The sequence below is a fragment of the Salmonella sp. SJTUF15581 genome, from assembly GCF_043356775.1.
In the GTDB taxonomy this organism is placed as follows: Bacteria; Pseudomonadota; Gammaproteobacteria; order Enterobacterales; family Enterobacteriaceae; genus Salmonella; species Salmonella enterica.
Window position 1 is genome coordinate 388,804 of record NZ_JBEUJY010000003.1, and the last position, 24,935, is coordinate 413,738.

Here is a 24,935-nt window from a genome sequence, read left to right on the forward strand (position 1 = left end):
AATGGTCCCGCGCTGGTTTTTTCAGCAGCAAGAATGTGCCCGTTTCTGACCGCTCACTCTAGACAAAATTCATTAATAATCCAATTGTTGGTCGCCTGGAAACTGTGCAAAAGCGTAAATATTTTATGTCGATAAGAACCGACCTAATCGGATGTAAACCTCACGCAGCATTCTTCAGGTTATGAAAAGTTTATTCCAGACTAACGTGATGTTTCATGACTCGTTTAAACAGCGCCAGACGCGCACGCATAAAGCGGTTTTCCACTTTAAAACCGGCAAGTTTGTTCAGCCCAATCCGCAACAGACGATCTCGCCCACGAATGCTGGCGGGCCAGCGAACCGGGCCGTGCAGCACGTCGCGCGTGCGGCTGGCATGACGAGCGAAATTCACCCAGTAATCCGCCACCTGCGAGGCAAAGGCCAGGTCATTCTCATTCACATAATGGCATGTGGGCTCAGCCCGCGTTAACGTATCGAATACATACGGTATTTCATTGCCATGACAGGCACCATTCGCGTAGGTGTTATGCTCCGCTTCGGCGACATAATCAAACCAGTAACGCCAGCACGGTTCGCCGATCCGCTGCTGCGCTTGCATGACGACATAACCCAACGTGGTAAATACCATATCCCGACAGACCTGCCGCCCTAGCGCTTCGTCGCCTTTCACTCCAGGATAAAGCAGCCGGATTAACCCCAGGCCAACACGCCGCTCACGGCGCATTTTTTGAATTTGACCGGCAATATCGACGCCAAAAACTGCCAATACGCTGGCTTCATCGCTATTCGAGCCGATCATCACCGGTATCGGATGCTGTTTCGCCGCAAAGAAGGTTTCCAGCATTGGATGCGGCAGCACGACGTCGCCGGAAATCGGCGTCGGGGCAATTTTAAAAGGCGCGTCCAGCGGCCAAAACGTCTCTGCCGGTAAAGCGCGTAGCTGTTCGGCAGTAGCATGGGCTAAGCCAAGATGTTCTGCCAGCGCAACGCCTTTTTTTAGCGCCACCTCGCGGGGCGTATCCGGCAGCGTATAACCACTCTGAATAATCGCTTTATGAAAAAGCCCCTTCGCCAACGGCGAAGCCATCAACGACAGCACGCTGCGGGCGCCGGCGGATTCGCCAAATAACGTCACATTCTGCGTATCGCCGCCAAACGCGGCAATATTGTCCTGCACCCAACGCAGCGCAGCGATTTGATCGAGTAAAGCGAAATTATGAATACACTCCGCCCCTTCGCCTTCCAGCGCCGGATGCGCGAAAAAGCCCAGATGGCCAAGCCGATAATTGACCGTCACCACGATCGCGCCGCGCTTCGCCAGCGCTTGACCGTCATAGGGCGGCAAACTCCCCGCGCCAATGGTGTAACCACCGCCGTGTAGCCAGACCATGACCGGCAACGGTTCATGACGCACGGCGGGAGCCCAGACGTTCAGATAGAGACAGTCTTCGGAAAAATTTCCCGGATCGCCGCCGCCGAGTTCACGACACCAGGTAATATCCTGCCAACTGGCGCAGGAGAAACAATCCGCCTGGCGCACATCCTGCCAGGGCGTAACAGGCTGCGGCGCACGCCAGCGTAGCTCCCCTGTTGGCGGCGCGGCATAAGGTATACCGCGCCAGATATGGATTTCTTCCTGTACGACGCCCACGATTTTACCGTGACGCGTCGCCACCAGCGGGATGGAGGGATTCAACATAACGCCTTCCTTTTACAGTATCCTCACAGCCTGTGAAGCTTACCGCTTTTAAAGCAGACCGCAACGGCGTTTACTGCGTTCTTCCGCTTCCTGATATAACGAAAATTCATCCCGTACTGCACATCCCAGCGCCTGTTCAAAGGCGTCGCGGCTGGCATTGCCGTGGCTTCTTGCCAGCGTTTCATCTCCCAAATTCGACTGGAAAATGCCGGCTGCGCTGACCGGAAGAAAATCTTCATAGGTAATCGGCTGCGCGATCACCCAACCGCGCTCAATAAGCGGCTGCGGATCGTCGCCAGGATGGATCGCCTGACGATGCGCCTCGCCGGAAGGCGTTAAGCGATAGCGGAACCAGGCAAGCCCCTGCTGGCGAAGCAGAAATTCGCTATCCGGAAAGGCGTTAAAGACCTCCCGCAAATGGAGTTGATGCGTGAAGTTATCCTTACCCGTTCCCGCCTTGTGCAACAGTTCGTCATATAATCGACGACCTTTTGGCGTCAGCGCGACGCCACGTTGCTCAATTTCGCCGAAGCGCGCCGTGTGCGTACCCTGCTTTTCATCAACGAAGAGCACCTGCTCTTCCAGGGCTTTGAAACTGGTTTGCCGCAACAGAATAGGCACTTCGCGGCGAGGCGGACCTTCGATAAGAGTTTTAGGCGTAATGCCGCACTCCGGCATCATAGCCTGTACCCGGTCGATATCCAGAGTACGCGGCGTCAGATGGTTAATGTGACATCCCGGAAAACAGACCACGTCGGCAATTAAACGATGCTCACGATGCAGGCTGCGGTACGTTTCTTCATCAACGGTAGCCTGACGATGCCAGCGAAAAGTCTCCAGCGTTTCACGGACGAACTCTTCGGCCTGAGCAGCACTAAAACCGCCCTGCTCGTCGTACTCATCCAGCAATTGTCGGCAGCGCGATGTAAAAATATCCCGCTGCGATAAGATTTCCGCCGCCCGCTGGCGTAATGCCGCGTTTTCAATGAGCTCCAGGCGTAATAGCGAAGTGAACATGCGAAAGGGATTACGCGAGAGTGAAGCCTCGTCAATGGGACGAAATGCCGTGGAGTGCACAGGCACGCCCGCCTGAGAGAGATCGTAATAACTTACTGGGTACATCCCCATGATGGCGAATATCCGACGCAAGGTAGAAAGTTCTTCTGCGGTGCCAACACGAATGGCGCCATGTCGTTCCACGTTCAATCGCGCCAGTTCATCGGCATTAGCCAACTGCTCATGCAGTTTGGGATTATTTTCCAGCACCGCCAGATTCACGTCAGCCACAAGTTCCAGTAACGTACCGTACTGCGGAACTTCCTGCTGGTACATTGCCGACATTGCCTGCGAAAAGTGTTCCCGAATCTCATCTGCCGTGATGGTGTTCGCCATAATGTCATGCCTCCAGTGAATGTTACCTGGAGTGTAGAAAACCTCATCCATTCCGGGGAGAAGAATTTATAAAGTGTGATCCGGTCTGAATTCATTATGCAGAACGGATTGACATGAGCTGGCGTATCCCCGACCAGATCGCGGCTTAACACGCTTAACGGCAGTTGAATCATCAGTAAAATAAAACAGTTGTAACTTGAAATGGTAAAATGTTAATAATATTTTGCTATCAGGTTATCAAAAACAAACAACTTTACTTGTCACCCGCACGGCTCTGTTTTTAACATCGCTTATGGAAAAAAATGGTCTGTTTAGTCAGCGCATTCGGTTGCGCCACCTTCATACATTTGTCGCCGTTGCGCAACAGGGAACTCTGGGGCGCGCGGCTGAAACCCTTAACCTGAGCCAGCCAGCGCTTTCTAAAACGCTGAACGAACTGGAACAACTCACCGGAACCCGTCTGTTTGAACGCGGGCGACTGGGCGCGCAATTAACGGTTCCTGGCGAACAATTTTTGACTCATGCGGTAAAAGTATTAGATGCATTGAATACCGCCGGGCAGGCGCTGAATCGCAAAGAGGACGCCAGCGCCGATGTGGTACGTATTGGCGCGCTCCCCACCGCTGCGCTGGGTATACTCCCGGCGGCTATTGGGCGGTTCCATCAACAGCAAAAATCGACCTCGTTACAGGTCGCGACCATGAACAATACGATGTTGCTTGCAGGTCTGAAATCAGGCGAGATCGATCTGGGTATTGGCCGTATGTCGGACCCGGAATTAATGGGCGGTTTAAATTACGAACTGCTGTTTTTAGAATCGCTTAAATTAGTGGTACGCCCCGGTCATCCCCTGTTACAGGAGACGATCACGCTCAGTCGGGTTATGGAGTGGCCGGTAGTCGTCTCGCCAAAAGGCACGGTACCGCGCCAGAATGCGGAAGCCCTGTTGCAAAGCCAGGGGTGTAAAATGCCTGCCGGATGTATCGAAACGCTATCCGCATCGTTATCACGACAACTGACCGTAGATTACGATTACGTCTGGTTCGTCCCCTCTGGCGCGGTTAAAGAAGATCTTCGCCAGGCGACGCTGGTCTCATTACCCGTGCCGACCCAGAGCGCAGGCGAACCGATAGGTATTCTTACGCGAGTTGATATCCCGCTCTCAACCGGGGCGCAAATGCTGATTGCGGCGATCCGTAAATCGATGCCGCTGTGATAGCGGCTGTCGGACATTAAACGCGCCCGCGGCTAAAATAGCCCGCTGGCGCGACGCTTATTAAAGGAAGGATGATCGCATCGTCGCGCCAGTATCCTGTAAATGAAACGCATCAACGGCTTGCGTCAAGCGGGCGGCCTGTTCTTCAAGCGAAGCCGCCGCCGCGGACGCCTCTTCGACCAGCGACGCGTTTTGTTGCGTAACCCTGTCCATCTCAGAAATCGCCTGACTGACCTGAACAATACCGCGACTTTGCTCATCAGAGGCTGCCGCGATATCGAGCATAATATCGGTGACGCGTTTGACGGCATCCACAATCTCATTCATGGTGCTCCCCGCAGCGATAACCTCTTCAGAGCCTTGTTCAATCAGGCTGACCGATGCGCCGATCAAGCCTTCAATCTCTTTTGCCGCCTGCGCGCTGCGACTGGCGAGGGTACGAACCTCACTGGCGACCACCGCAAAACCGCGTCCTTGTTCCCCGGCGCGTGCCGCCTCGACCGCCGCGTTCAGCGCCAGAATGTTGGTCTGGAAAGCGATACTGTTAATGACGGCGGTAATTTCCGAGATTTTTTTCGAGCTGGTGGAAATATTCCCCATCGTTTGTACGACCCCGGAAACCATCTGGCCTCCGCGACTGGCTTTACCGGAAGCATCTTCCGCTAGTTTGCTGGCGTGATGCGCATTATCCGCATTCTGTTTAACGGTTGCAGTCAACTGTTCCATACTGGCTGCGGTCTGTTCAATGGCGGCAGCCTGCTGTTCAGTACGAGAAGATAAATCCGTATTACCAGCAGTAATTTCGCTGGTGCCTCGATAAATTTCCTCCGCCCCCTGACGCACCGCCCCTACCGTTTGTTGCAACGCATGCTGCATCTGCTGAAGATGATGACTCAGGCGACCTATTTCACTGCGTCCTGTGGGTTCGTCAGCCATGGTCAGATCGCCGGCCGCAATGCGTTCGATACGTGACGCAGACTGCTGCAAGGGTTGTATCACCGTGCGACGCAGCACCATGAAGGTCATTAACGTCAATACCAGCGCCAACGTAAATGCGCCAATCATAAACATCATACCGAGCCGGGTACGTTGGTAAGCCTGTTCGCTAAGTAGTCTTGCCCGCTCGGTGCGCAGTTCAATCGCTTTCAACAGGACATGGTTATATGCGGCATCCAGTTGTTTTGCCTGCTCGTTTTCATGATTAATGATCGCTTCGAACATGCCATTTTTGGCAAATTTCAGCATCGGTTGCAGGCCGTTGATATAGGCGGTGTAGCGGGCGTTTAACTCGTTATCCAATGCGTCATCGGCGGGTGTTTTCACCGCTCTGGACATATAAGCGTTAAAGCCGTCCTGAGACTGCTTGATCCGCGTTTCCGCAGCGGCAATATTGGCTTTCATTTCATCCATTTCAGCAATCCGGCTCGCCGCGCCAGCGTGGATCATATTGATACGTGCGGTACGTAAGTGGTTAGCGCTGTTGGATAATCCCATCCGTACCTGAATCTCGTCCGTGACATCACGCTGATCGCGATCGGCCTGTAACAGAAAATAGCCTGCCAGCCCGGCGCTCAAAGCAAAAAGAAGAAGGATGCCACCGAGAATGGAGGAAAACAGCGGAACCAGCCGAATATGATGCAGGAAGCCCAGTTTATGCGAGGCTTGCATCGAGAATGTGTTGCCCATGACCGTCGACTCTCTTGTAAGTTTTATGCGTAAAACACGCCCGTTAGATAGTCATCGGCACTTCGTGACGTTTGCTTATCGCGAAAAGCATCGCCTTCGTCACATTTTCACAACATTCATTCCAGAAAATTCAGAAAAGCGCCAGCGGAAAATCCGCTGGCGGATGAATCAGTTATCGCCAAAGTGGATAACAGTACGGATGGATTTACCCTGATGCATCAGTTCAAAGGCATCGTTAATCTGCTCCAGCGGCAGGCGGTGAGTAATAAAAGGATCTAAACGGATTTTACCGTTCATCGCATCTTCGACCATCCCTGGCAGCTGCGTGCGCCCTTTCACGCCGCCAAAGGCGGAGCCACGCCAGACGCGACCGGTCACTAGCTGGAAGGGACGGGTTTTGATTTCCTGCCCTGCCCCCGCTACGCCAATAATAATGCTTTCGCCCCAGCCTTTATGACAACATTCCAGCGCTGCTCGCATCACGTTAACGTTGCCGATACATTCAAAACTGAAATCTACGCCGCCATCAGTAAGCTCAACAATAACGTCCTGGATCGGTTTGTCGTAATCATTCGGATTAATAAAGTCCGTGGCCCCCATTTCGCCCGCCAGCGTAAATTTTTCCGGATTCGTGTCGACAGCTAAAATACGCCCGGCTTTAGCCTGAACCGCGCCCTGAATAACCGCCAGCCCAATACCGCCTAAACCAAAAACGGCAACGGTGTCGCCCGCTTTCACTTTAGCGGTGTTATGGACGGCGCCAATACCCGTCGTCACGCCGCAGCCCAACAGACACACTTTATCCAGCGGCGCCTGCGGGTTCACTTTCGCCAGAGAAATTTCCGCGCAAACGGTATATTCGCTGAACGTGCTGGTTCCCATATAGTGATAAACGGGTTCGCCGTTATAAGAAAAGCGGGTAGTGCCATCCGGCATCAGCCCTTTTCCCTGAGTGGCGCGTACGGCCTGACAAAGGTTAGTTTTACCGGACTTACAGAACTTACACTCGCCGCATTCCGCCGTATACAGTGGAATAACATGGTCGCCGGGTTTCAGGCTGGTGACCCCCTCGCCGACCTCAACTACCACGCCGCCGCCTTCGTGACCCAGGACTGCCGGGAATACGCCTTCCGGATCATCGCCGGAAAGGGTAAAAGCATCGGTATGGCAAACGCCGGTATGGGTGATTTTGACCAGAACTTCGCCTTTTTTCGGCGGCGCAACGTCAATCTCGACAATTTTTAGCGGCTGACCGGGACCAAAAGCAACTGCTGCACGTGATTTCATATATCTCTTCCTGTTACGGTGAGGGAAATTGTTATTTTAGATAAGCGCGAAGAAGATGGCCGATTTCCGCCATCCGGACCGCGCGCTGATCTGGCGTAGTTTCCCCGCTGACCAGCTCATCTTTCAGATGGATTTCAACCATTTCACTCATCAGGCCATTAGACGCGCCGCGCACGGCGGCAATCTGTTGCAGAATCGCCAGACAAGGTTCGCCAGACTCAAGCGCCCGCTCCAGCGCTTCGACCTGCCCGCGTATGCGACGAACACGGGTAAGGATACGTTTTTTATCTTCAGGTGAATGCGGCATTCGGCCTCCATATACTATAGGGTAGTATACTATCAGAATTTTTACGTAATTGTAAAATTAAACACACTATAAAAATCAATCACTTATAACTTGTCGGCATAGGCCATCAAGAATCAGTTCACATTCAGCATATTCAGCGCACGGGAACTTTTTCTGGCCACAGACAATAAACGCCAAAGCTTCCTTTCTAAGCTGCAATGTTCTGCCCGACTGGGGCACAGAGGTAATGCCGTGTGAATCCAAGTCCCATTACCCAGAAGTAAATATTTGCTCAATAGTTTTTATTTACTCACCAGGTGGTAATGAATAAAAGTTATGGTATACAGATGTCAGTCTTGTAAGAATGTAACATCACAACTTCGATACACCGCCGTCGGGTAGCGAAAATATCTCAACCCTGTGTCTTTCCAGGCTTAATCAATGTGGACAAAAAATCAAATGAGCGTTATTTGAAAGTTTTTTAATACCCAAAAGCGTCATCATTATTGTTAATTTGAAATCAATCTCAGGTAATAATCCATGCCTATTTCGATTTGTAAACATGGTGCCCCTTTTGTTGTTCAACATGAAAATCGGTACGGTTCCGGGGCAAGTCAGTCATCATCACTTTTCAAATCAATCCGCCATATTAGCAACTCTCATGAGGCAATAAACTTTATAAGTTGCTATAGTGCAAATGGAAGCTGTTTTTCCAATGCACAGATGCTAGCCAATGCCTCAGGGAGCCCTGTTATAGGTTACTATGGGAAGGTAAATAAGTTAACAGCCAGTCTGGCTAATAGCGGTCGTATATTTCGCCCACAGCATAAGCTTGCGGCCAATATTTGTTATGTAGGTAATCGGCTTCTGAGCGCTCCAGTTCAACTTGGGTTTGGCCTGAAACATCTGCTAACCTGTCACTCAAATGGTAATGTCAGATAAAGTGTCATGCCATGCCCTTCCCGGCATTGCTATTCCACAGCCTACAGATATGGGCGCTCAGTTCTTTCTCTAATCTCTGCTATGGGAAGCTCTGGCGTCATTTCACGCTCTTGCCAACCAGTATTTTATTAAAGTCTGACTTTTACCAGGGTAATTTCATAAGAGTGTCCATCTTCTGGTCTAAAAATAATAAATCTATTGTTATTTTTAGTAAAGGATTTCGACAAAATAAAACTATCATGATATCTGGCCAGGACGTAGTACCAGCCTCCATCATACAATATCATTTCGTATTCTTTCTTTAATTGTGGCTTATAGATCCCAACAAAAAAAGAAAATATAAAAAAATATATAATAAAACCAATCATAACTATAGTGAAACAATGTCTTCGCACCCAACTGAGTTGCGTAAAACAAATCACTGGCATCAATTTACTATAAAAACGCATCCCCACCGATAGGCATAAAGCCACCAGTAAAATGATAAAAAAAAGCTCCCACAAAAACGATTCTGTTAAGAGAGAAAACTCGATAACAATTGGAATAAAGAACAAAACCGCTGCCAAAAAAAGGCGTAAGAAGCTAAGGTCGTGGATACGTGCTTTTTGCTTTACTAAAAAAAATAATAGAATACCCACTCCCCACGCTATTATGAATATAGCCATCAGGCTAATCGCATGGAATAGACTTCGGGCAATGTTGTCAGGGCCGACGCCTACATACCACCACGGGAAACCATAGTACGCGGAGACGCCCCAGCCATAAAAATAGGCGCTCCCCCATCCCAGACCACCTAAATAGGCCAAAAGCATTGAAGAGTTTTTAATAATTGAATCATCACTCATTATAGTTAACTCACTTAAGAAATATTTAATATGAAAATAGAAATCAACACGTTATATAACCCCCCCCCTTGGAAATAATAGCTGGATGATAAGTTTACCTAATTTTCCTGAGTATCAAGCCAGCTCATACTCACGCCAGCACACTAAAATCAGGAGTGGCTTCTTTTTTAGATCTTTGCCTTAGCCAGGCGCACACTCAATAATGATAGCAGTCAGATAATATGTACCAGGTATTAACCTCACGTTGTTGATGATATATTTACTTCGTTGAAAAACAATAAACATTGTATGTATTTTATTGGCGACGAAAAACTGTTAAAGAAGCGTAATTCCATATACACCATTTACCTGATTACTTTTCTTGCTAATATTTGCTAATTAATGTTTTGCTAAAGCGTGTTTAATAAAGTAAGGAGGACACTATGCCATTGAGTGTTGGACAGGGTTATTTCACATCATCTATCAGTTCTGAAAAATTTAATGCGATAAAAGAAAGCGCACGCCTTCCGGAATTAAGTTTATGGGAGAAAATCAAAGCATATTTCTTTACCACCCACCATGCAGAGGCGCTCGAATGTATCTTTAATCTTTACCACCATCAGGAACTGAATCTAACACCGGTACAGGTTCGCGGAGCCTACATCAAACTTCGAGCCTTAGCGTCTCAGGGATGTAAAGAACAGTTTATTATAGAATCACAGGAACACGCCGATAAGTTGATTATTAAAGATGATAATGGTGACAATATTTTATCTATTGAGGTTGAATGTCATCCGGAAGCTTTTGGTCTTGCCAAAGAAATCAATAAATCACATCCCAAGCCCAAAAATATTTCTTTGGGTGATATTACCAGACTGGTATTTTTTGGCGACAGCTTGTCTGACTCCTTAGGGCGTATGTTTGAAAAAACACATCATATCTTACCCTCCTATGGTCAATACTTTGGCGGAAGGTTTACTAATGGATTTACCTGGACTGAGTTTTTATCATCTCCACACTTCTTAGGTAAAGAGATGCTTAATTTTGCTGAAGGGGGAAGTACATCGGCAAGCTATTCCTGCTTTAATTGCATCGGTGACTTTGTATCAAATACGGATAGACAAGTCGCATCTTACACCCCTTCTCACCAGGACCTGGCGATATTTTTATTGGGGGCTAATGACTATATGACACTACACAAAGATAATGTAATAATGGTCGTTGAGCAACAAATTGATGATATTGAAAAAATAATTTCCGGTGGAGTTAATAATGTTTTGGTCTTGGGGATTCCCGATTTGTCTTTAACGCCCTATGGCAAACATTCTGATGAAAAAAGAAAGCTTAAGGATGAAAGCATCGCTCACAATGCCCTGTTAAAAACTAATGTTGAAGAATTAAAAGAAAAATACCCCCAGCACAAAATATGCTATTACGAGACTGCCGATACATTTAAGGTGATAATGGAGGCGGCCAGTAATATTGGTTATGATACGGAAAACCCTTATACTCACCACGGCTATGTACATGTTCCCGGGGCTAAAGACCCTCAGCTAGATATATGTCCGCAATACGTCTTCAACGACCTTGTCCATCCAACCCAGGAAGTCCATCATTGTTTTGCCACAATGTTAGAAAGTTTTATAGCTCATCATTATTCCACTGAATAATGTTCCATCGGCTGCGGTACGCCTTGAGCAAAACACCGCTCAATATCATAGTGCCGGTGGCATGAAAATATGAGGTTGTCTTTGCTGCCGGTTGGTCAATAAGTGATCCATACTCTATGTTCAGTAGGACAAAAATGGATAGAGTCGATAGATCGCCACCGTAACTACAATACTCACTATCACACTGACGATAAAGTATGTTTTGAATGGCTGCTTTTGCGTTTTATGACGGAAGAGTTGTTGACCAACAATCGCACCAGGCCACCCACCGACAACCCCAAACACCAACAAAGTGGATTCCGGCACTCTGCGCCAGGTTTTACGTGCCGCCGTTTTATCTACACCGTAGATCGCCAGCGTTAGCACATTGGCGAGCAGGAACCACATCGCGACGGGATGCGATGTAAAAATGCTTCCGACCGCAGCGGAGATCAGGAGTAAATAACAAAAGCGGTTAAGATACATATTATTATGTCATAGCAATGATTAGGGACATCGGAGCCCATTATACGCGATACATGCGCCTATGTGATGCAGAATTTTCTTTTCATTCAGCCAACGAGTCATCGAGTCATCGAGTCATCGAGTCATCGAGTCATCGAGGATTCATTTTTAATTACCATGGTAATCATAAGGTAATTAACGTGTTGTGAACACGATTAAAATGGGTAAAGCCATCAAAAATGTTACCACCTTAACCATTGCCAGGATAACTTAATGGAGAGCCCTCTTTATTGCTGTTTGTTATCCGGTTGGCAGTCTCAGTTTTGGATTTATTTATCGTATTTATATTTATTACATAAGATGTACGATGTTAATTTGCGAATTTTATCTCGACAACCGTATATATTCAGACATTTCTGAATTAAGATTATCATCGATTAAAACAAGTTAACGTTTTGATAAACATAACAACATCGTCAAAAATCCTGACTTGTTGTCGTTTGTTCATGAGACAAATAATTTATATGCTTGCAAATATAGATAGCACGCAAATCAACTTAGCTCAAAAAATGTATTTGACAAGAAAAGATAAGTCTTTATATTGGCCCTGGATAGAGTGGTAAGATGATAATTAGAGACATGAAAGGCACCGTCACTGAAGCATTTATCTGCTTATCATGTAAATATGTATGCGTAAATGGAGCATAAACTATGTCCAGTATACTAATGTCTATGGTATCTTTACATTTTCACCTTTCATGGGGTCGCTGCACTCATATCCAGTTGATATCTCATGGTATATTCAATCCATTCCCTTTGATGATTCCTGTCAAACCTCCTGATTAAATTAGTTAACAGCGATGGAATACATAATGTTAAGTACTTTACGCCTGCAAATGTCAGGTTCACGCCCTAATGCTTAATTTATAATACGCATTACCTTACTACAGGAAATAGATAGCATGTTATCCAAAAAATTTGGCTTATCGATGATAGTGTTGGGAATAATGTCGTCTTCAGCGTTTGCTGATAGCATCGTTGAAGGGAGAACACTCAATGTCGCAGTATCACCGGCCTCTCCCCCTATGTTATTTAAAAGTGCTGATGGCAAATTGCAGGGGATAGATCTGGAGCTTTTTTCGTCTTACTGTCAGTCACGGCATTGTAAGCTAAACATCACCGAATATGCCTGGGATGGAATGCTTGGCGCAGTGGCGAGTGGTCAGGCAGATGTCGCATTTTCGGGAATTTCAATCACAGATAAACGTAAGAAAGTTATTGATTTTTCTGAACCTTATTACATCAACTCTTTTTATCTGGTCAGTATGGCCAATCATAAAATAACGCTCAATAACCTCAATGAATTAAATCAATATTCTATTGGATACCCTCGAGGAATGGCTTACTCCGACCTTATCAAAAACGATCTGGAGCCCAAAGGATACTACTCGTTAAGTAAAGTAAAATTGTATCCAACATATAATGAGACGATGGCTGATCTAAAAAATGGCAATCTTGATCTGGCTTTTATAGAAGAGCCGGTTTATTTTACCTTCAAAAATAAGAAAAAGATGCCGATAGAAAGTCGTTATGTTTTCAAGAATGTTGATCAGCTTGGCATTGCCTTTAAGAAAGGCTCTCCCGTGCGCGATGATTTTAACTTATGGCTTAAAGAGCAAGGGCCACAAAAAATATCTGGCATCGTCGATAGCTGGATGAAATAGTAAGCTATGTCATCAGGTAATATGCTGGCTATCTTTTATTTCCTATTGGAAGGGATTGGTAATACGCTGCTTGTAACATTTACCTGTTTTCTCTCAGCGTTTTTTACCGGGCTTACAGTCGCCGTATTACGGCGACTATCCCCCCTTCCACTACAGAAGATGCTCGACGTACTGGTCTTTATTCTTCGGGGAATTCCAATACTTATTGCTGTTTTTCTTGTTTATTTTGGATTGCCATCGATTGGCATATATGTTTCACCACTGGTGGCCATGAACCTCAGCGTCGGCTTAGTCAGCGGGAGCTATCTTGCCGAGGTGTTCAGAGGGGCGCTTAAATTAGTTGAGCCATACGAAATTACGGTAGCGAAAGTAGCAGGAATGCGTCAATTACAGGTTATAATAAATATTGAACTACCACAGATGTTGCGATTTTCTGTGCCCGGTATTATCAATGAGTTTTCTTCTGTATTAAAAGCGACGCCCTTTGCTTATACTGTAGGCATCGCTGAAATAACGAAGCAGGCAATGTCACTGACAGCCATCACGCTGAACGGGTTACAGATCTATACTCTTGCCGGGGTATTATATTTCATTATTTATAAAGTTTTTACTCTTCTGGCCGGAGTGTTTGAGAAAAAATATCGCATCAGTTGAAGCATAAAAATAGAGGTGATACTCATGGCTTTACTGGAACTAAAAGAGATAAGTAAGGAATATTCAGGAAAAAAGGTTCTTGATACGGTTAGTCTGAAAATTCAATCGGGAGACATGAAAGTAGTCATGGGGCCATCGGGTTGTGGAAAAACGACGCTTTTACGCTGTCTGCTTCGATTAGAAGAGCCTGATTATGGTGATATTTATTTTCACGGGAGAAATATTTATGACAAGGAATTTACTATTCTTGAGTTCAGAAAAAAAGTCGGTTGTGTCTTCCAGAATTACGCTTTGTATCGCCATCTTAACGTCATGGATAACATTACCCTTGCCCTATGTAAAGTGTTTGGCATGCCGGGACAACTAGCTCGGGAGAAAGCCTTACATGAGCTACAAAAACTTGATATGGTCTCGCATAGCGCGAAATACCCTTCGCAATTATCGGGCGGCCAGCAACAGCGCGTCGCCCTGGCCCGTACAATGGTCACCGACCCAGAACTCATTATTTTTGATGAGCCGACGTCTGCGCTTGATCCGCTCATGACTCGTGAAGTCGGAATGTTGATCAAGCAACTTCACGACAATGGCGTCACTATATTATGCGTCACTCATGATATTCGCCTCGCCAGATTACTAAGCGATAACGTAACGTTTCTTAATCATGGCAAGATTCGTGCAGAAGGCGCTTTTACCGATCTTGCCTTACGAGAAACGGATCCAGATATCCACTGTTTTTTTAGCGAGGCACAACGATGATCGCTGGCTGGTCTCTCTTCTTTAATGACCTGACTGAACAACTGCCACTTGTTGTGGACGGTATTAAAGAAACCTGTAAACTTGCGCTGATTGTTTCCATCACCGGTTTTTTGTGGGGAATTATTATTTTCTTTCTGAGCCTGAGCCATCGCCCCGTGGTAAAAGCCATAACTCGACTGTACATGGATTTCTTTATCGGTACGCCACTCATTCTTATTCTGTTTGTTATCTATTATGGTTTACCTCAATCTGGCATTCACCTGTCCTCTTTTACCGTGGCGGTTACAGGTTTTACCTTGAATGTCGGCGCATATAATGCCGCGTACATGACAACGGCCTATAACGCATTGAATAAGTATGAAACGGAGGCAGCAGTCGTTCAGGGGTTGAACAAACGGCAGGTCTTTTTGTGGATTATACTGCCTCAGGTATTGCTGTCTTCCATTCCAGCCTTAACGAATCAGGTGATTAATAACCTTAAAGACAGCACCATCGTTTTTCTTATCCAATATACTGAGTTTTTCGCGCGAATTCAGGAGGTTGCTGCAACTAGCTTTAAATTCTTCCATGCTTACCTTTTTGCCGCCATAGTGTATCTTATTGGCGTTACCTTTATCGTCGGTTTGACCCGGTTTTTAGAGCATAGACTGCTTCGCCATTACGGTCAGGATTACTGAGTTGCACTGCACTATTCTGATTAATTCACCGCTGACATTATCAAAGTTATTTTTATTTAGTGTTGGTTAATATTTTAACCTTCATTATTGCTGTAGGTGTCCATTCTGGTCTAAGTCTTACTCCATTGAGGATATTATGGCGCTACCACAACTATCCATATGGCAGCCCGGCGATGGGTTAAGAAAAATAAAGTATAAATATCATGTTTGTCTCATTGTCATATTCTCCGTCCTTATACGGTTGCTGTTTTTAACTGACCGCTACCTTTGGTGTGACGAAGCGTCCAGCGTGCTGATTAGTCGACATAGCGTAGATAATCTGCTATTCCATGCCGCTTTTGACGTGCATCCCCCGCTTTATTATCTGTTACTGCATGACTGGATGATATTATGGGGTGATAGCATTGCAGCAGTACGCTCTCTCAGTCTACTCTTTGGGATCCTGACAGTTGTGCTGGTTATCGCGCTTACGCGATGGCTGGCAAATGAACGTACAGCCTTATTGGCGGGATGGTTCGCCGCCCTGATGCCGATGGCAGTTCATTACAGTCAAGAAACGCGCATGTACGCGTTAATGGGAATGCTAACGCTCGCTGCCGCGTTAGCATTGATGATGTGGATAAAAACACCCACCCATAATCGCTATCTTGTCGCGTATGCTTTACTTATGACGTTCAGTTTTTACACCCATTATTTCACCCTATTTGCACTTATTGCTCACTGGATCGCAGTAACAATATTATCCTGCCAAAGCCATAAAACGGCCTGCTACCTTAAACTTCCTGGCTGGTGGTTTGCTAACCTGGCGATTGCTGTCGCTTATCTCTCCTGGTTGCCCGTATTGTTTAATTTACTGACTCATCTGGCGCAGTTGAGAGCCGGTAATGATATCGGTTGGATTCCCCCCGTAACATGGCGTGACCTGCCTGCGATGTACTGGCATTTCTTTACCGGAAACAACGGACAGGGTTTTCCGTCGTTCATTCTGTGGCTGGCTGTGGGAGGTTTTATCGGTACTGTGGGGCGAATATCTTTATGCAACGGAGAATATGAAAGATATCAGCTGATATTATTTTGTAATCTGGTCATCCCTGTAATGCTGGTCTTCATCATTTCCTGGTGGATGCCGTTATTTATCGATCGTTATTTCTTCTTCTCATCGCTGAGCATTCCTCCCCTGCTCGCGGTATTACTTACCCGCGCAAAAAAAGCGGTTTGTGGCTTCTGTTTTATCTTATTCACCTTATTATTCGGCTATGGTTCATATAATAATAACCCTGAGCACATAGACGAGTTTAAACCACTGGTAAACTATATTAATACCCGCCACCAGCCTAATGATGCCGTGGTAGTCAGTAAAATGTTCGATTATTTAAGTTATGTGTATTATAATAAGCGAGATTATCGTACGTTTCTTTATACACCGCCTAACGCACACGGAACATCAGGAAGACCGAATGCCTATGGCTTTGGTTCACTGTTTTATGCGCAAGCCGATCAGACATATATTGATACTCTGACAACGCTTTCAAAAAGTTACCATCGTGTCTGGTTGGTAAGCGGCGGTAACTTTAGTCAGGATTACCCCTTGCCGTCAGAATGGCAAAATATCGCAAAATTCAGAAGTGGTAGATTTCAGGTACAATTATTTGTAATACCAACTCAACAGGCGCGTCAAATGCAATGATTACCGTTTTCTATCCAGTGCAGTGATAAACAGTACTGCCACTGCCAGACCGCCTAAAAGTAAGGTCCAGCCAAACGCTTCAAAAACCTCAATCATATCGCCTCCAGGTAGGTGATATTAAATAAAGATGGCTATCTCAGCGTAACATTTAAAATATCAATTAATGTGCAATAATCGCTTTATGTGTATGAATAAATATTGTTTCTCATGCTTTTAATTGCATTGCTATTATCATAAGGCTTAATATATTTATATTAACGATTATTAATTATCAGCTTATAATAATATGACTGATCAATTCATTTATCAGCTATTATTATCCTCTATATTCTTTAAGATACCCGCTTAATTCATAATATCTCCTTTATTCATCGCATTAAATTACTCACTCACCTGATTAATGCTTGCCTAACGATTGCTTCGTTGTTTTAATTCCAGCGCGAAATTATTTAGTGAGAGAACAATGAAGCATACACAACAATCAGGCGCAAAAGTCTATAACCCATTCACGCTTAGCTTATATGACTGGTGGGTACTCAATATCTCAAACAAATATGCATGGAAGTGTCCTACTGATACGCGACTACTTCCTTTCTTCCTGCATCACATGGGCGAGACTCACCTGGATATTGGCGTAGGTACAGGTTATTACCTGAAACATGCACCTGCGACTCATGCCATTTCGCTGATGGATTTAAATCCGGATAGCCTGAAAATAGCCGCCAGCCGAGTGGGTAATACGAAAATCCGCGCCACACTACAACACGATGTTTTCGACACGTTCCCGGCGGACTGGCACGGGCGCTTCGATTCCGTTTCGATGTACTATCTTCTGCACTGCTTACCTGGTGAGATGACAACAAAAGCGAAGGCAATTAAAAATGCCGGTATGGCGCTTAAACCCGGCGGCACACTTTTTGGCGCCACGATTCTGGGCAAAGAGGTTCCTCACAATGCTTTTGGTAAGAAATTAATGGCTGTTTATAACAAGAAAGGAATATTCAGTAATACCAATGACTCAGCCGATACGTTACGCAGCGTGTTGGACGAACATTTCGCTAAGGTGACTTTGGAGCAACATGGCGCCGTTGCGCTATTTTCCGCCACTACGCCACGCTCATCGTAAGTACAGGCACTTCCGAGCGGTCGGCAGCGCGATCATGTTGGTTTAACCCGTTGATTAAACATTGGATTACGGAATAGCAATTGCTTATTTTATTTGTCATACAAATAAGTATAATACCCGCTTCCGATGTAGACCCGTCCTCCTTCGCCTGCGTCACGGGTCCTGGTTAGACGCAGGCGTTTTCTGTATGGAATACGCCATCCCCTCTGATAGATGCCTTGTTTGCCTGAAGCAGTTAACCCCACCTGCGACAAACGTCATACAGGACGGTCAGTCACGCTTACGCGGCATCATCCGTAACAGCGTATTGTCTTTCCAGAAATAGTGATGCATCAAAGCAGCGATGGCATGAAGTCCAATAACAAAATAGCCCAGATTCGCCAGCGTGACGTGCCAGGATTTCAGCATATCTACGCGTTCAAAGTTAGCTTCGGCGGCATGCGGCATAGTAATGCCAAATGCGACCCAGGGATTGCCGCGGTTATACATCATGACCAGACCAATAACAGGCAGCGCGATAAATAACAGGTAAATCACCAGATGTCCTAAATGCGCCATTCCGGTCATCATCGGTTTTGGACGAGGAACAATGGGCGGCGTGGGATATTTCAGCCGAATAATCAAGCGCGCCACCATTAAAAGCAAAATAGTGATACCACATGAAACATGCGTCATATTAAACCAGGGCCGATAACTACGCGGCGCAAAACCGCGTAGCTCCATCGCGGCGTAAGCCACAATAACCAGAAAAAAGACTAACCAGTGAATACCAATTTGCAGGCCGGAATACTTATTGCCCATAGCGCGTCCTGAATGAAAACCGTAAAGCGACAACATAACCAGCTTTTATAAATAATTCATCAAATTTATGAAATGGTGGTCGCACTTGCCCGTTCACCCTCGCAAACGGGCGATTTTTAGCGTAAAGCTCTCTGTTCTAACGCACTGCGCAACGTAGTATCTGCCTGCAATACCTGCCATGCCTTTTCAATATCGCGTGGGATATCAACGTGAATGATAAAATCTTTACCACGCGGTCCATACCCTGTTTCATCGTCACGCAAACGTGGCAGCTCGCCGGCAATCAGAGACAGATAACGCTCCACCGTCCAGATGCCCTCTTCAACGTTGGCAAAATGTGTACCGCCGTTAAGGTGGCGCAGTACCGGAACAAAACCAGGAAAACTCAGCCAGCGCGGCGCATCGGTGTCGTCGTTTGTCACGCGCCGAAACGCCGCGATAGTGCGCCGCTGCATGGTGGGGTCTTGCACAACGATAGCCGTGTTAATGTTTTCTTTCGCCTGACGGATCAGTGCGCAGGAGAAACGGGCATTTTCGCCGCAATTAGTTGACCGATCTTCCAGCCAAATTTTCTCAGCCGGAATATGCCAGAACTGGTTCGCGATATCCGCGAGGATCGCGGCTTCAGCGCGTCCGCTTGTGCGAATGGTGTGGTAGCGCGGATGCCGGGCAATCACGGCGTACAAAAACGGCGTCGAATGACCTATACCGCCGCTAATCAGTAAAGGAACGCCTTGCGCTTTGGCGATGCGACAGGCCGCGTCGATAGTGGGGATCACCGCATTGCCCGCCAGGACGACGCAATCCGACGAATAAGGTTGTTCGCCGGAAAAATCATTTTGCGCCAGCCACTGTCCGACGGTATTTACCGCCAGCAATGTTTCCGCAGAGAGCGCCGGAAATGGCGTTGTATTCATAATTCCTCCTTTTTGTTCCGAACTTGTACCGGATCTCTTTGAAAGACATCGTCGCCTGGCTTTTTAGGCCGTAATCTGATCCATGGCCTGTAAAATACGCTTATCGGAAATAGGATAAGGCGTACCGAGCTGTTGCGCGAAATAACTGACACGCAGTTCTTCAATCATCCAACGGATCTCTTTAACATCATCATCTTCGCGACGCGCTGGAGGCAATTTATTTATCCATTGTTGCCACGCCTGCTGGACGCTTTCGACTTTCAGCATTTGCGCCCGATCGCGGTGCGGATCGACAGCCAGTTTCTCCAGCCGCTTTTCAATTGCCTGCAGATAACGCAGCGTATCGCCGAGACGTTTAAAGCCGTTGCCAGTCACAAAACCACGGTATACCAGACCGCTCATCTGCGCCTTGATATCGGAAAGCCCCAACGCCATGCTCATATCCACCCGCCCTTTCAGACGCTTATTGATATTGAATACGGTCGTCAGGATCCGCTCGACCTGCTTCGCGATATCCACCACAGTATCATTCAGCTCGGCGCGTACCTTTTCGTGCAGCGCGGTGAAACCTGCTTCGCTCCACACCGGTCCGCCGTTGGCATCTATCAGCTTATCTACCCCGCAGGCGATACAGTCATCAATCAACTCCAGCACTTTGCCGTACGGGTTAAAGTACAGTCCCAGCTTGGCTTTATTCGGCAATTTCTCATGCAGATACTTAATTGGTGAAGGAATATTGAGCAACAACAGACGGCGTAAGCCGCACCACATCGCCTGTTGTTGTTCCAGCGGATTATCAAACAATTTGATAGCGACGCTGTCACGCTCATCCACTAACGCCGGCCACGCCTTCACTTTATAATTACCGCGTTTCTGTTCGTAGCTTTCCGGCAGCTCGCCGAAACTCCAGATATGCAGCCCGCTCTGCTCGATGCCGTCATCCGCCACCGCCGAGAGCGTCTCCTGCACTTTGCCTTTCAGCGCATTTTTAAGCTCGGCGAGCGAACGCCCTTCCTGCAGTTTCTTGTTTTTGTCATTCACCACGCGAAACGTGATTTTCAGATGCTCGGGCACCTGATCCCAATGCCAGTCTTCCCGGTCGACCGTGACGCCGGTCATCCGGCGCAGTTCACGCTCCAGAGCGTCCAGCAGCGGCAGCTCCAGCGGCGTTACGCGACCTAAAAACGCTTCAGCATAGTTTGGCGCCGGAACAAAGTTGCGACGTACCGGTTTTGGCAACGATTTAATCAGCGCAATCACTAATTCACGGCGCAGCCCTGGGATCTGCCATTCAAAACCGCTCTCGTCAACCTGGTTAAGTAGCGGCAACGGAATATGGACGGTCACGCCGTCAGCATCCGCGCCCGGTTCAAACTGATAGCTCAAACGCAGCTTGAGATTGCCCTGGTGCCAGAAGTTCGGGTAATCCAGTTTGCTGATTTTTTCCGCGCCTTCTTTAATCAGCATACTTTTTTCAAAGTTGAGCAGATCCGGCGTCTCGCGGCTTATTTTTTTCCACCAACTATCAAAGTGGCGGGCGGAAATAACGTCATGGCTAATACGCTGGTCATAAAACTCAAACAGGGTATCATCATCCACCAGGATATCGCGGCGGCGAGATTTGTGCTCAAGTTCCTCGACTTCCGCACGCAATTTTAGATTCTCACGGAAGAAGGCGTGACGGGTTTGCCAGTCCCCCTCCACCAGCGCATGGCGGATGAACAACTCGCGACACAACGCCGGGTCAATCTGGCTGTAATTCACCTTGCGCGCGGCGACAATCGGCAGACCGTAGACAGTAACCTTTTCCGTCGCCATCACCGCGCCTTGCGCCCGCTCCCAGTGCGGTTCGCTATATGAACGTTTAATCAGGTGCTGGGCTACCGGTTCCACCCATTCTGGCTCAATGCGGGCAGCGATGCGCCCCCACAGGCGGCTGGTCTCCACCAGTTCTGCGACCATTGTCCATTTCGGCGGTTTTTTGAATAAACCGGAACCGGGGAAAATAGAGAATCGGGCGTTACGCGCGCCGGTGTACTCTTGTTTATCGGCATCTTTCATCCCGATATGCGACAACAGCCCCGTTAACAGCGCAACGTGAATTTCCCGGTATTCTGCGGGTTCGCTGTTTACCGGAATCCCCAGTTCTTTTACCACCTGACGCAGTTGGGTATAGATATCCTGCCACTCACGCACGCGTAAATAGTTCAGATAGTCGGTGCGACACAGCCGGCGGAATTGATTCGACGACAGGGCCTTTTGTTGCTCGCCGAGGTAATTCCACAGGTTAACAAACGCCAGAAAATCGGACTCCTTATCATGGAAGCGCCGGTGTTTCTCATCGGAAGCCTGCTGCTTATCCACTGGGCGCTCGCGCGGATCCTGAATAGAGAGTGCGGAAGTAATGATCATCGCTTCGCGCACACAGCCATGTTTTTGCGCTTCCAGAACCATACGCGCCAGGCGCGGGTCGACCGGCAGCTGAGATAATTGTCGGCCCAGCGGCGTCAGCTTATATGCCGTTTGCTGTTCGTCGGCGGTAATCGCCCCCAGCTCTTCCAACAAACGCACGCCATCCTGAATATTGCGCTTATCCGGCGCTTCGACAAACGGGAAGGCGGCGATGTCACCCAGCCCCAGGGCGGTCATCTGCAAAATAACCGACGCCAGGTTGGTACGTAGAATTTCCGGGTCGGTAAATTCCGGACGTGACAAAAAGTCATCTTCCGAATACAGACGAATGCAGATCCCTTCCGATACGCGTCCGCAACGCCCTTTACGCTGGTTGGCGGAAGCCTGTGAGATCGGTTCAATCGGCAGGCGCTGCACTTTAGTGCGGTAGCTGTAGCGGCTGATGCGCGCAGTGCCAGGATCGATCACATACTTGATACCCGGCACCGTCAGCGACGTTTCCGCCACGTTAGTCGCCAGCACGATACGGCGTCCGCTGTGCGACTGGAAAACGCGGTTCTGTTCGCTGTTCGACAAGCGTGCATACAGCGGCAACACTTCGGTATGCCGTAAGTTCAGCTTGTTCAGGGCGTCGGCGGTATCGCGGATTTCCCGCTCTCCGCTCATAAAAATCAGGATATCGCCGGGACTTTCACGCCCCAGTTCATCAACAGCGTCGAAAATTGCCTGTAGCTGATCGCGTTCAGTGTCGTCAGCCTCTTCCACAATGGGGCGATAACGAACTTCTACGGGATACGTTCGGCCAGAGACTTCGATAATCGGCGCGTTATTAAAGTGGCGCGAGAAGCGTTCCGGGTCGATGGTCGCAGAGGTAATAATCACTTTCAGATCGGGGCGACGCGGCAGAAGCTCTTTCAGATAGCCGAGCAAGAAGTCAATATTCAGGCTGCGTTCATGCGCTTCATCAATAATGATGGTGTCATACTGCATCAATAGCCTGTCCTGCTGGATTTCCGCCAGCAGGATACCGTCCGTCATCAGTTTGACCATGGTGTTGCTACTGACATGATCGCTGAAACGAACTTTATAGCCGATGCAGCCGCCAGGCTCCGTTTGCAACTCTTCGGCAATACGGTTAGCGACGGTGCGCGCCGCCAGGCGACGCGGCTGAGTATGTCCAATAAGTCCTTTAATTCCGCGTCCCAGTTCCATACAAATTTTCGGCAACTGGGTGGTTTTACCGGAACCGGTTTCCCCTGCTACGATCACCACCTGATGATCGCGGATCGCTTCCAGAATGTCCTGTTTCTTCTGGCTAACAGGCAGATTTTGCGGATAAGTGATTGAGGGGCGCGCCGCTTCGCGGAGGGCGACCTGCGCCGCAGCCTGTTCAATTTCTTTCGCCATCGTCTGGAAAATGGCCTGTTGCGCATCAGGATTTTTTACTTTCTTTACGCCATGCAGGCGGCGCGCAAAGCGCTGTTTGTCGCGCAGCATCAGTGCATCCAGCCGCTGCTGTAACACCTGAAGCGTCAACATAGATTGTTCAGTCATAAAGCTCTTGGGCAGCATTCTGCCTGTTTAAAATCGTTTTAAATGATAGGTATAGAGTACCACATTGGGGCTTTTTTTGTGTTGTTCAATAATTTCGAACAAAGGGTTCGATATATTGCGCTATCCCTGCGACATATTTGTGAATAAAGTGTCAACAAGCAACGGGGCACGCCCCTTCAAACACATAAAAGGAAACACCCATGAGCAAGGTATTAGTTCTTAAATCCAGTATTCTGGCAGGGTACTCTCAGTCTGGTCAGTTGACTGACTATTTTATTGAACAATGGCGCGAAAAACACGTCGCAGATGAAATTACTGTCCGCGATCTGGCGGCCAACCCTGTTCCGGTGCTGGATGGCGAGCTGGTGGGCGCGATGCGTCCGGGCGATGCGCCTTTAACGCCACGTCAGCAGGACGCTCTGGCGCTGTCTGATGAACTCATTGCTGAACTGAAAGCCCACGACGTCATCGTTATTGCGGCGCCGATGTACAATTTCAATATCCCGACGCAGCTGAAAAACTACTTTGATCTGATTGCCCGCGCCGGTATCACTTTCCGCTATACCGAAAAAGGCCCGGAAGGTCTGGTAACCGGTAAACGCGCGGTGGTTCTCTCCAGTCGCGGCGGTATCCATAAAGACACCCCGACGGATTTGATTGCGCCTTACCTGAAAGTGTTCCTTGGTTTTATCGGTATTACCGACGTGAATTTTGTCTTTGCCGAAGGCATCGCCTACGGGCCGGAAGTGGCGGCTAAAGCCCAGGCCGATGCAAAAGCCGCGATTGACAGCGTAGTGGCTGCCTGATAGCTCAAACTGCCCCGAAAGTTGGCTCTCAGCGAGTAGGGGTCGTGTCTCGCGATAATCAAAGAGCAAGCGCGAATAGCCATATCCCCCAAAGCGCGACTATCGTAACCAGCGTGCGGCGAAATTGTTTGAGCGCCCCCTGCTGACGTTCACTTAGTGTTAGCGTTCGCACTCTTTCGCGCCGCCAGATAATAAAAAGCCCTTCCCCAGCTTGCTGGTTATTCTCATGCGTAATCAGCACAAAATAGCGCTTATCTAACCAGATCCGCCAACAGCCGAAACAGGCCGTGCCGCACAACAATGCGATAACCACGCGCAGCGCCCCTGGCGGGGAGATAAATATCACCCATACACCAGGAAGGAGAGTAAAAAGTA

General features: G+C 47.9%; 21 protein-coding genes. 10 read left to right on the forward strand and 11 right to left on the reverse strand.

The window, feature by feature from the left end; genetic code table 11:
• Positions 1–190: 190 nt before the first annotated feature.
• Positions 191–1,699, reverse strand: a complete 1,509-nt coding sequence (locus ABVN36_RS08760; RefSeq protein WP_000933983.1) for a carboxylesterase/lipase family protein — start codon at positions 1,697–1,699, stop codon at positions 191–193.
• Between the two features lie 48 nt (positions 1,700–1,747).
• Positions 1,748–3,091: a VOC family protein gene (locus ABVN36_RS08765; RefSeq protein WP_023137910.1), complete on the reverse strand. Its 1,344-nt coding sequence runs from the start codon at positions 3,089–3,091 to the stop codon at positions 1,748–1,750.
• A gap of 292 nt (positions 3,092–3,383) precedes the next feature.
• On the opposite strand from ABVN36_RS08765, the gene ABVN36_RS08770 reads away from it, so the two are divergent.
• A complete protein-coding gene (locus ABVN36_RS08770; protein ID WP_000414251.1) occupies positions 3,384–4,307 on the forward strand; it encodes a LysR substrate-binding domain-containing protein in 924 nt (307 codons plus the stop codon).
• Between the two features lie 60 nt (positions 4,308–4,367).
• On the opposite strand, the gene ABVN36_RS08775 is transcribed toward ABVN36_RS08770, so the two are convergent.
• The 3 genes from ABVN36_RS08775 to ABVN36_RS08785 form a co-directional block, all read right to left on the reverse strand.
• Positions 4,368–5,993 (reverse strand): methyl-accepting chemotaxis protein, encoded by a 1,626-nt coding sequence (locus ABVN36_RS08775; RefSeq protein WP_000528483.1) that lies wholly within the window; start codon positions 5,991–5,993, stop codon positions 4,368–4,370.
• Between the two features lie 168 nt (positions 5,994–6,161).
• Positions 6,162–7,280 (reverse strand): S-(hydroxymethyl)glutathione dehydrogenase/class III alcohol dehydrogenase, encoded by a 1,119-nt coding sequence (locus tag ABVN36_RS08780; protein ID WP_000842141.1) that lies wholly within the window; start codon positions 7,278–7,280, stop codon positions 6,162–6,164.
• A 31-nt stretch (positions 7,281–7,311) separates the two neighbouring features.
• Positions 7,312–7,587: a metal/formaldehyde-sensitive transcriptional repressor gene (locus tag ABVN36_RS08785; RefSeq protein ID WP_001120770.1), complete on the reverse strand. Its 276-nt coding sequence runs from the start codon at positions 7,585–7,587 to the stop codon at positions 7,312–7,314.
• A gap of 519 nt (positions 7,588–8,106) precedes the next feature.
• On the opposite strand from ABVN36_RS08785, the gene steB reads away from it, so the two are divergent.
• Positions 8,107–8,508, forward strand: coding sequence for a type III secretion system effector SteB (gene steB / locus ABVN36_RS08790; RefSeq protein ID WP_077905235.1), 402 nt, complete (start codon positions 8,107–8,109; stop codon positions 8,506–8,508).
• A gap of 128 nt (positions 8,509–8,636) precedes the next feature.
• Here steB and ABVN36_RS08795 read toward each other — a convergent pair whose 3' ends face one another.
• Entirely contained in the window at positions 8,637–9,353 is a 717-nt protein-coding gene (locus ABVN36_RS08795) for a hypothetical protein (RefSeq protein WP_001527697.1), read from the reverse strand.
• Positions 9,354–9,775: 422 nt separating this feature from the next.
• Here ABVN36_RS08795 and sseJ point away from each other — a divergent pair, with 422 nt between their 5' ends.
• A complete protein-coding gene (sseJ, locus tag ABVN36_RS08800; protein ID WP_023137909.1) occupies positions 9,776–11,002 on the forward strand; it encodes an SPI-2 type III secretion system effector SseJ in 1,227 nt (408 codons plus the stop codon).
• 120 nt (positions 11,003–11,122) lie between these two features.
• On the opposite strand, the gene ABVN36_RS08805 is transcribed toward sseJ, so the two are convergent.
• Positions 11,123–11,467 (reverse strand): DUF1294 domain-containing protein, encoded by a 345-nt coding sequence (locus ABVN36_RS08805; protein WP_000281191.1) that lies wholly within the window; start codon positions 11,465–11,467, stop codon positions 11,123–11,125.
• A 941-nt stretch (positions 11,468–12,408) separates the two neighbouring features.
• Here ABVN36_RS08805 and ABVN36_RS08810 point away from each other — a divergent pair.
• From ABVN36_RS08810 to ABVN36_RS08835, 6 genes are all read left to right on the forward strand, one after another.
• Positions 12,409–13,170, forward strand: a complete 762-nt coding sequence (locus tag ABVN36_RS08810; RefSeq protein WP_000949374.1) for a transporter substrate-binding domain-containing protein — start codon at positions 12,409–12,411, stop codon at positions 13,168–13,170.
• 6 nt (positions 13,171–13,176) lie between these two features.
• Complete coding sequence (locus ABVN36_RS08815; RefSeq protein WP_023137908.1) at positions 13,177–13,824, forward strand: amino acid ABC transporter permease; 648 nt, start codon at positions 13,177–13,179, stop codon at positions 13,822–13,824.
• Positions 13,825–13,848: 24 nt separating this feature from the next.
• On the forward strand, positions 13,849–14,580 hold the full coding sequence (locus ABVN36_RS08820; RefSeq protein WP_001185903.1) for an amino acid ABC transporter ATP-binding protein: 732 nt from the start codon (positions 13,849–13,851) through the stop codon (positions 14,578–14,580).
• Positions 14,577–15,257 (forward strand): amino acid ABC transporter permease, encoded by a 681-nt coding sequence (locus ABVN36_RS08825; RefSeq protein ID WP_000560165.1) that lies wholly within the window; start codon positions 14,577–14,579, stop codon positions 15,255–15,257. Before ABVN36_RS08820 ends, ABVN36_RS08825 begins: the two co-directional genes overlap by 4 nt.
• A 136-nt stretch (positions 15,258–15,393) precedes the next feature.
• Entirely contained in the window at positions 15,394–16,944 is a 1,551-nt protein-coding gene (locus ABVN36_RS08830) for a glycosyltransferase family 39 protein (protein ID WP_023137907.1), read from the forward strand.
• A 463-nt stretch (positions 16,945–17,407) separates the two neighbouring features.
• Positions 17,408–18,070, forward strand: coding sequence for a class I SAM-dependent methyltransferase (locus tag ABVN36_RS08835; protein ID WP_001520112.1), 663 nt, complete (start codon positions 17,408–17,410; stop codon positions 18,068–18,070).
• A gap of 270 nt (positions 18,071–18,340) precedes the next feature.
• Here ABVN36_RS08835 and cybB read toward each other — a convergent pair whose 3' ends face one another.
• The 3 genes from cybB to hrpA form a co-directional block, all read right to left on the reverse strand.
• A complete protein-coding gene (cybB, locus tag ABVN36_RS08840; RefSeq protein WP_000527277.1) occupies positions 18,341–18,871 on the reverse strand; it encodes a cytochrome b561 in 531 nt (176 codons plus the stop codon).
• Between the two features lie 116 nt (positions 18,872–18,987).
• Positions 18,988–19,788, reverse strand: a complete 801-nt coding sequence (locus ABVN36_RS08845) for a YdcF family protein (protein ID WP_001098499.1) — start codon at positions 19,786–19,788, stop codon at positions 18,988–18,990.
• A 63-nt stretch (positions 19,789–19,851) separates the two neighbouring features.
• Positions 19,852–23,754 carry an ATP-dependent RNA helicase HrpA gene (gene hrpA, locus ABVN36_RS08850; RefSeq protein ID WP_023137906.1) on the reverse strand — a complete coding sequence of 1,301 codons (3,903 nt, stop codon included), beginning with the start codon at positions 23,752–23,754 and terminating at the stop codon, positions 19,852–19,854.
• Positions 23,755–23,954: 200 nt separating this feature from the next.
• On the opposite strand from hrpA, the gene azoR reads away from it, so the two are divergent.
• Positions 23,955–24,560: an FMN-dependent NADH-azoreductase gene (gene azoR / locus ABVN36_RS08855; protein WP_000048924.1), complete on the forward strand. Its 606-nt coding sequence runs from the start codon at positions 23,955–23,957 to the stop codon at positions 24,558–24,560.
• Between the two features lie 58 nt (positions 24,561–24,618).
• On the opposite strand, the gene ABVN36_RS08860 is transcribed toward azoR, so the two are convergent.
• Complete coding sequence (locus tag ABVN36_RS08860) at positions 24,619–24,906, reverse strand: hypothetical protein (RefSeq protein WP_010835231.1); 288 nt, start codon at positions 24,904–24,906, stop codon at positions 24,619–24,621.
• Positions 24,907–24,935 lie beyond the last annotated feature (29 nt).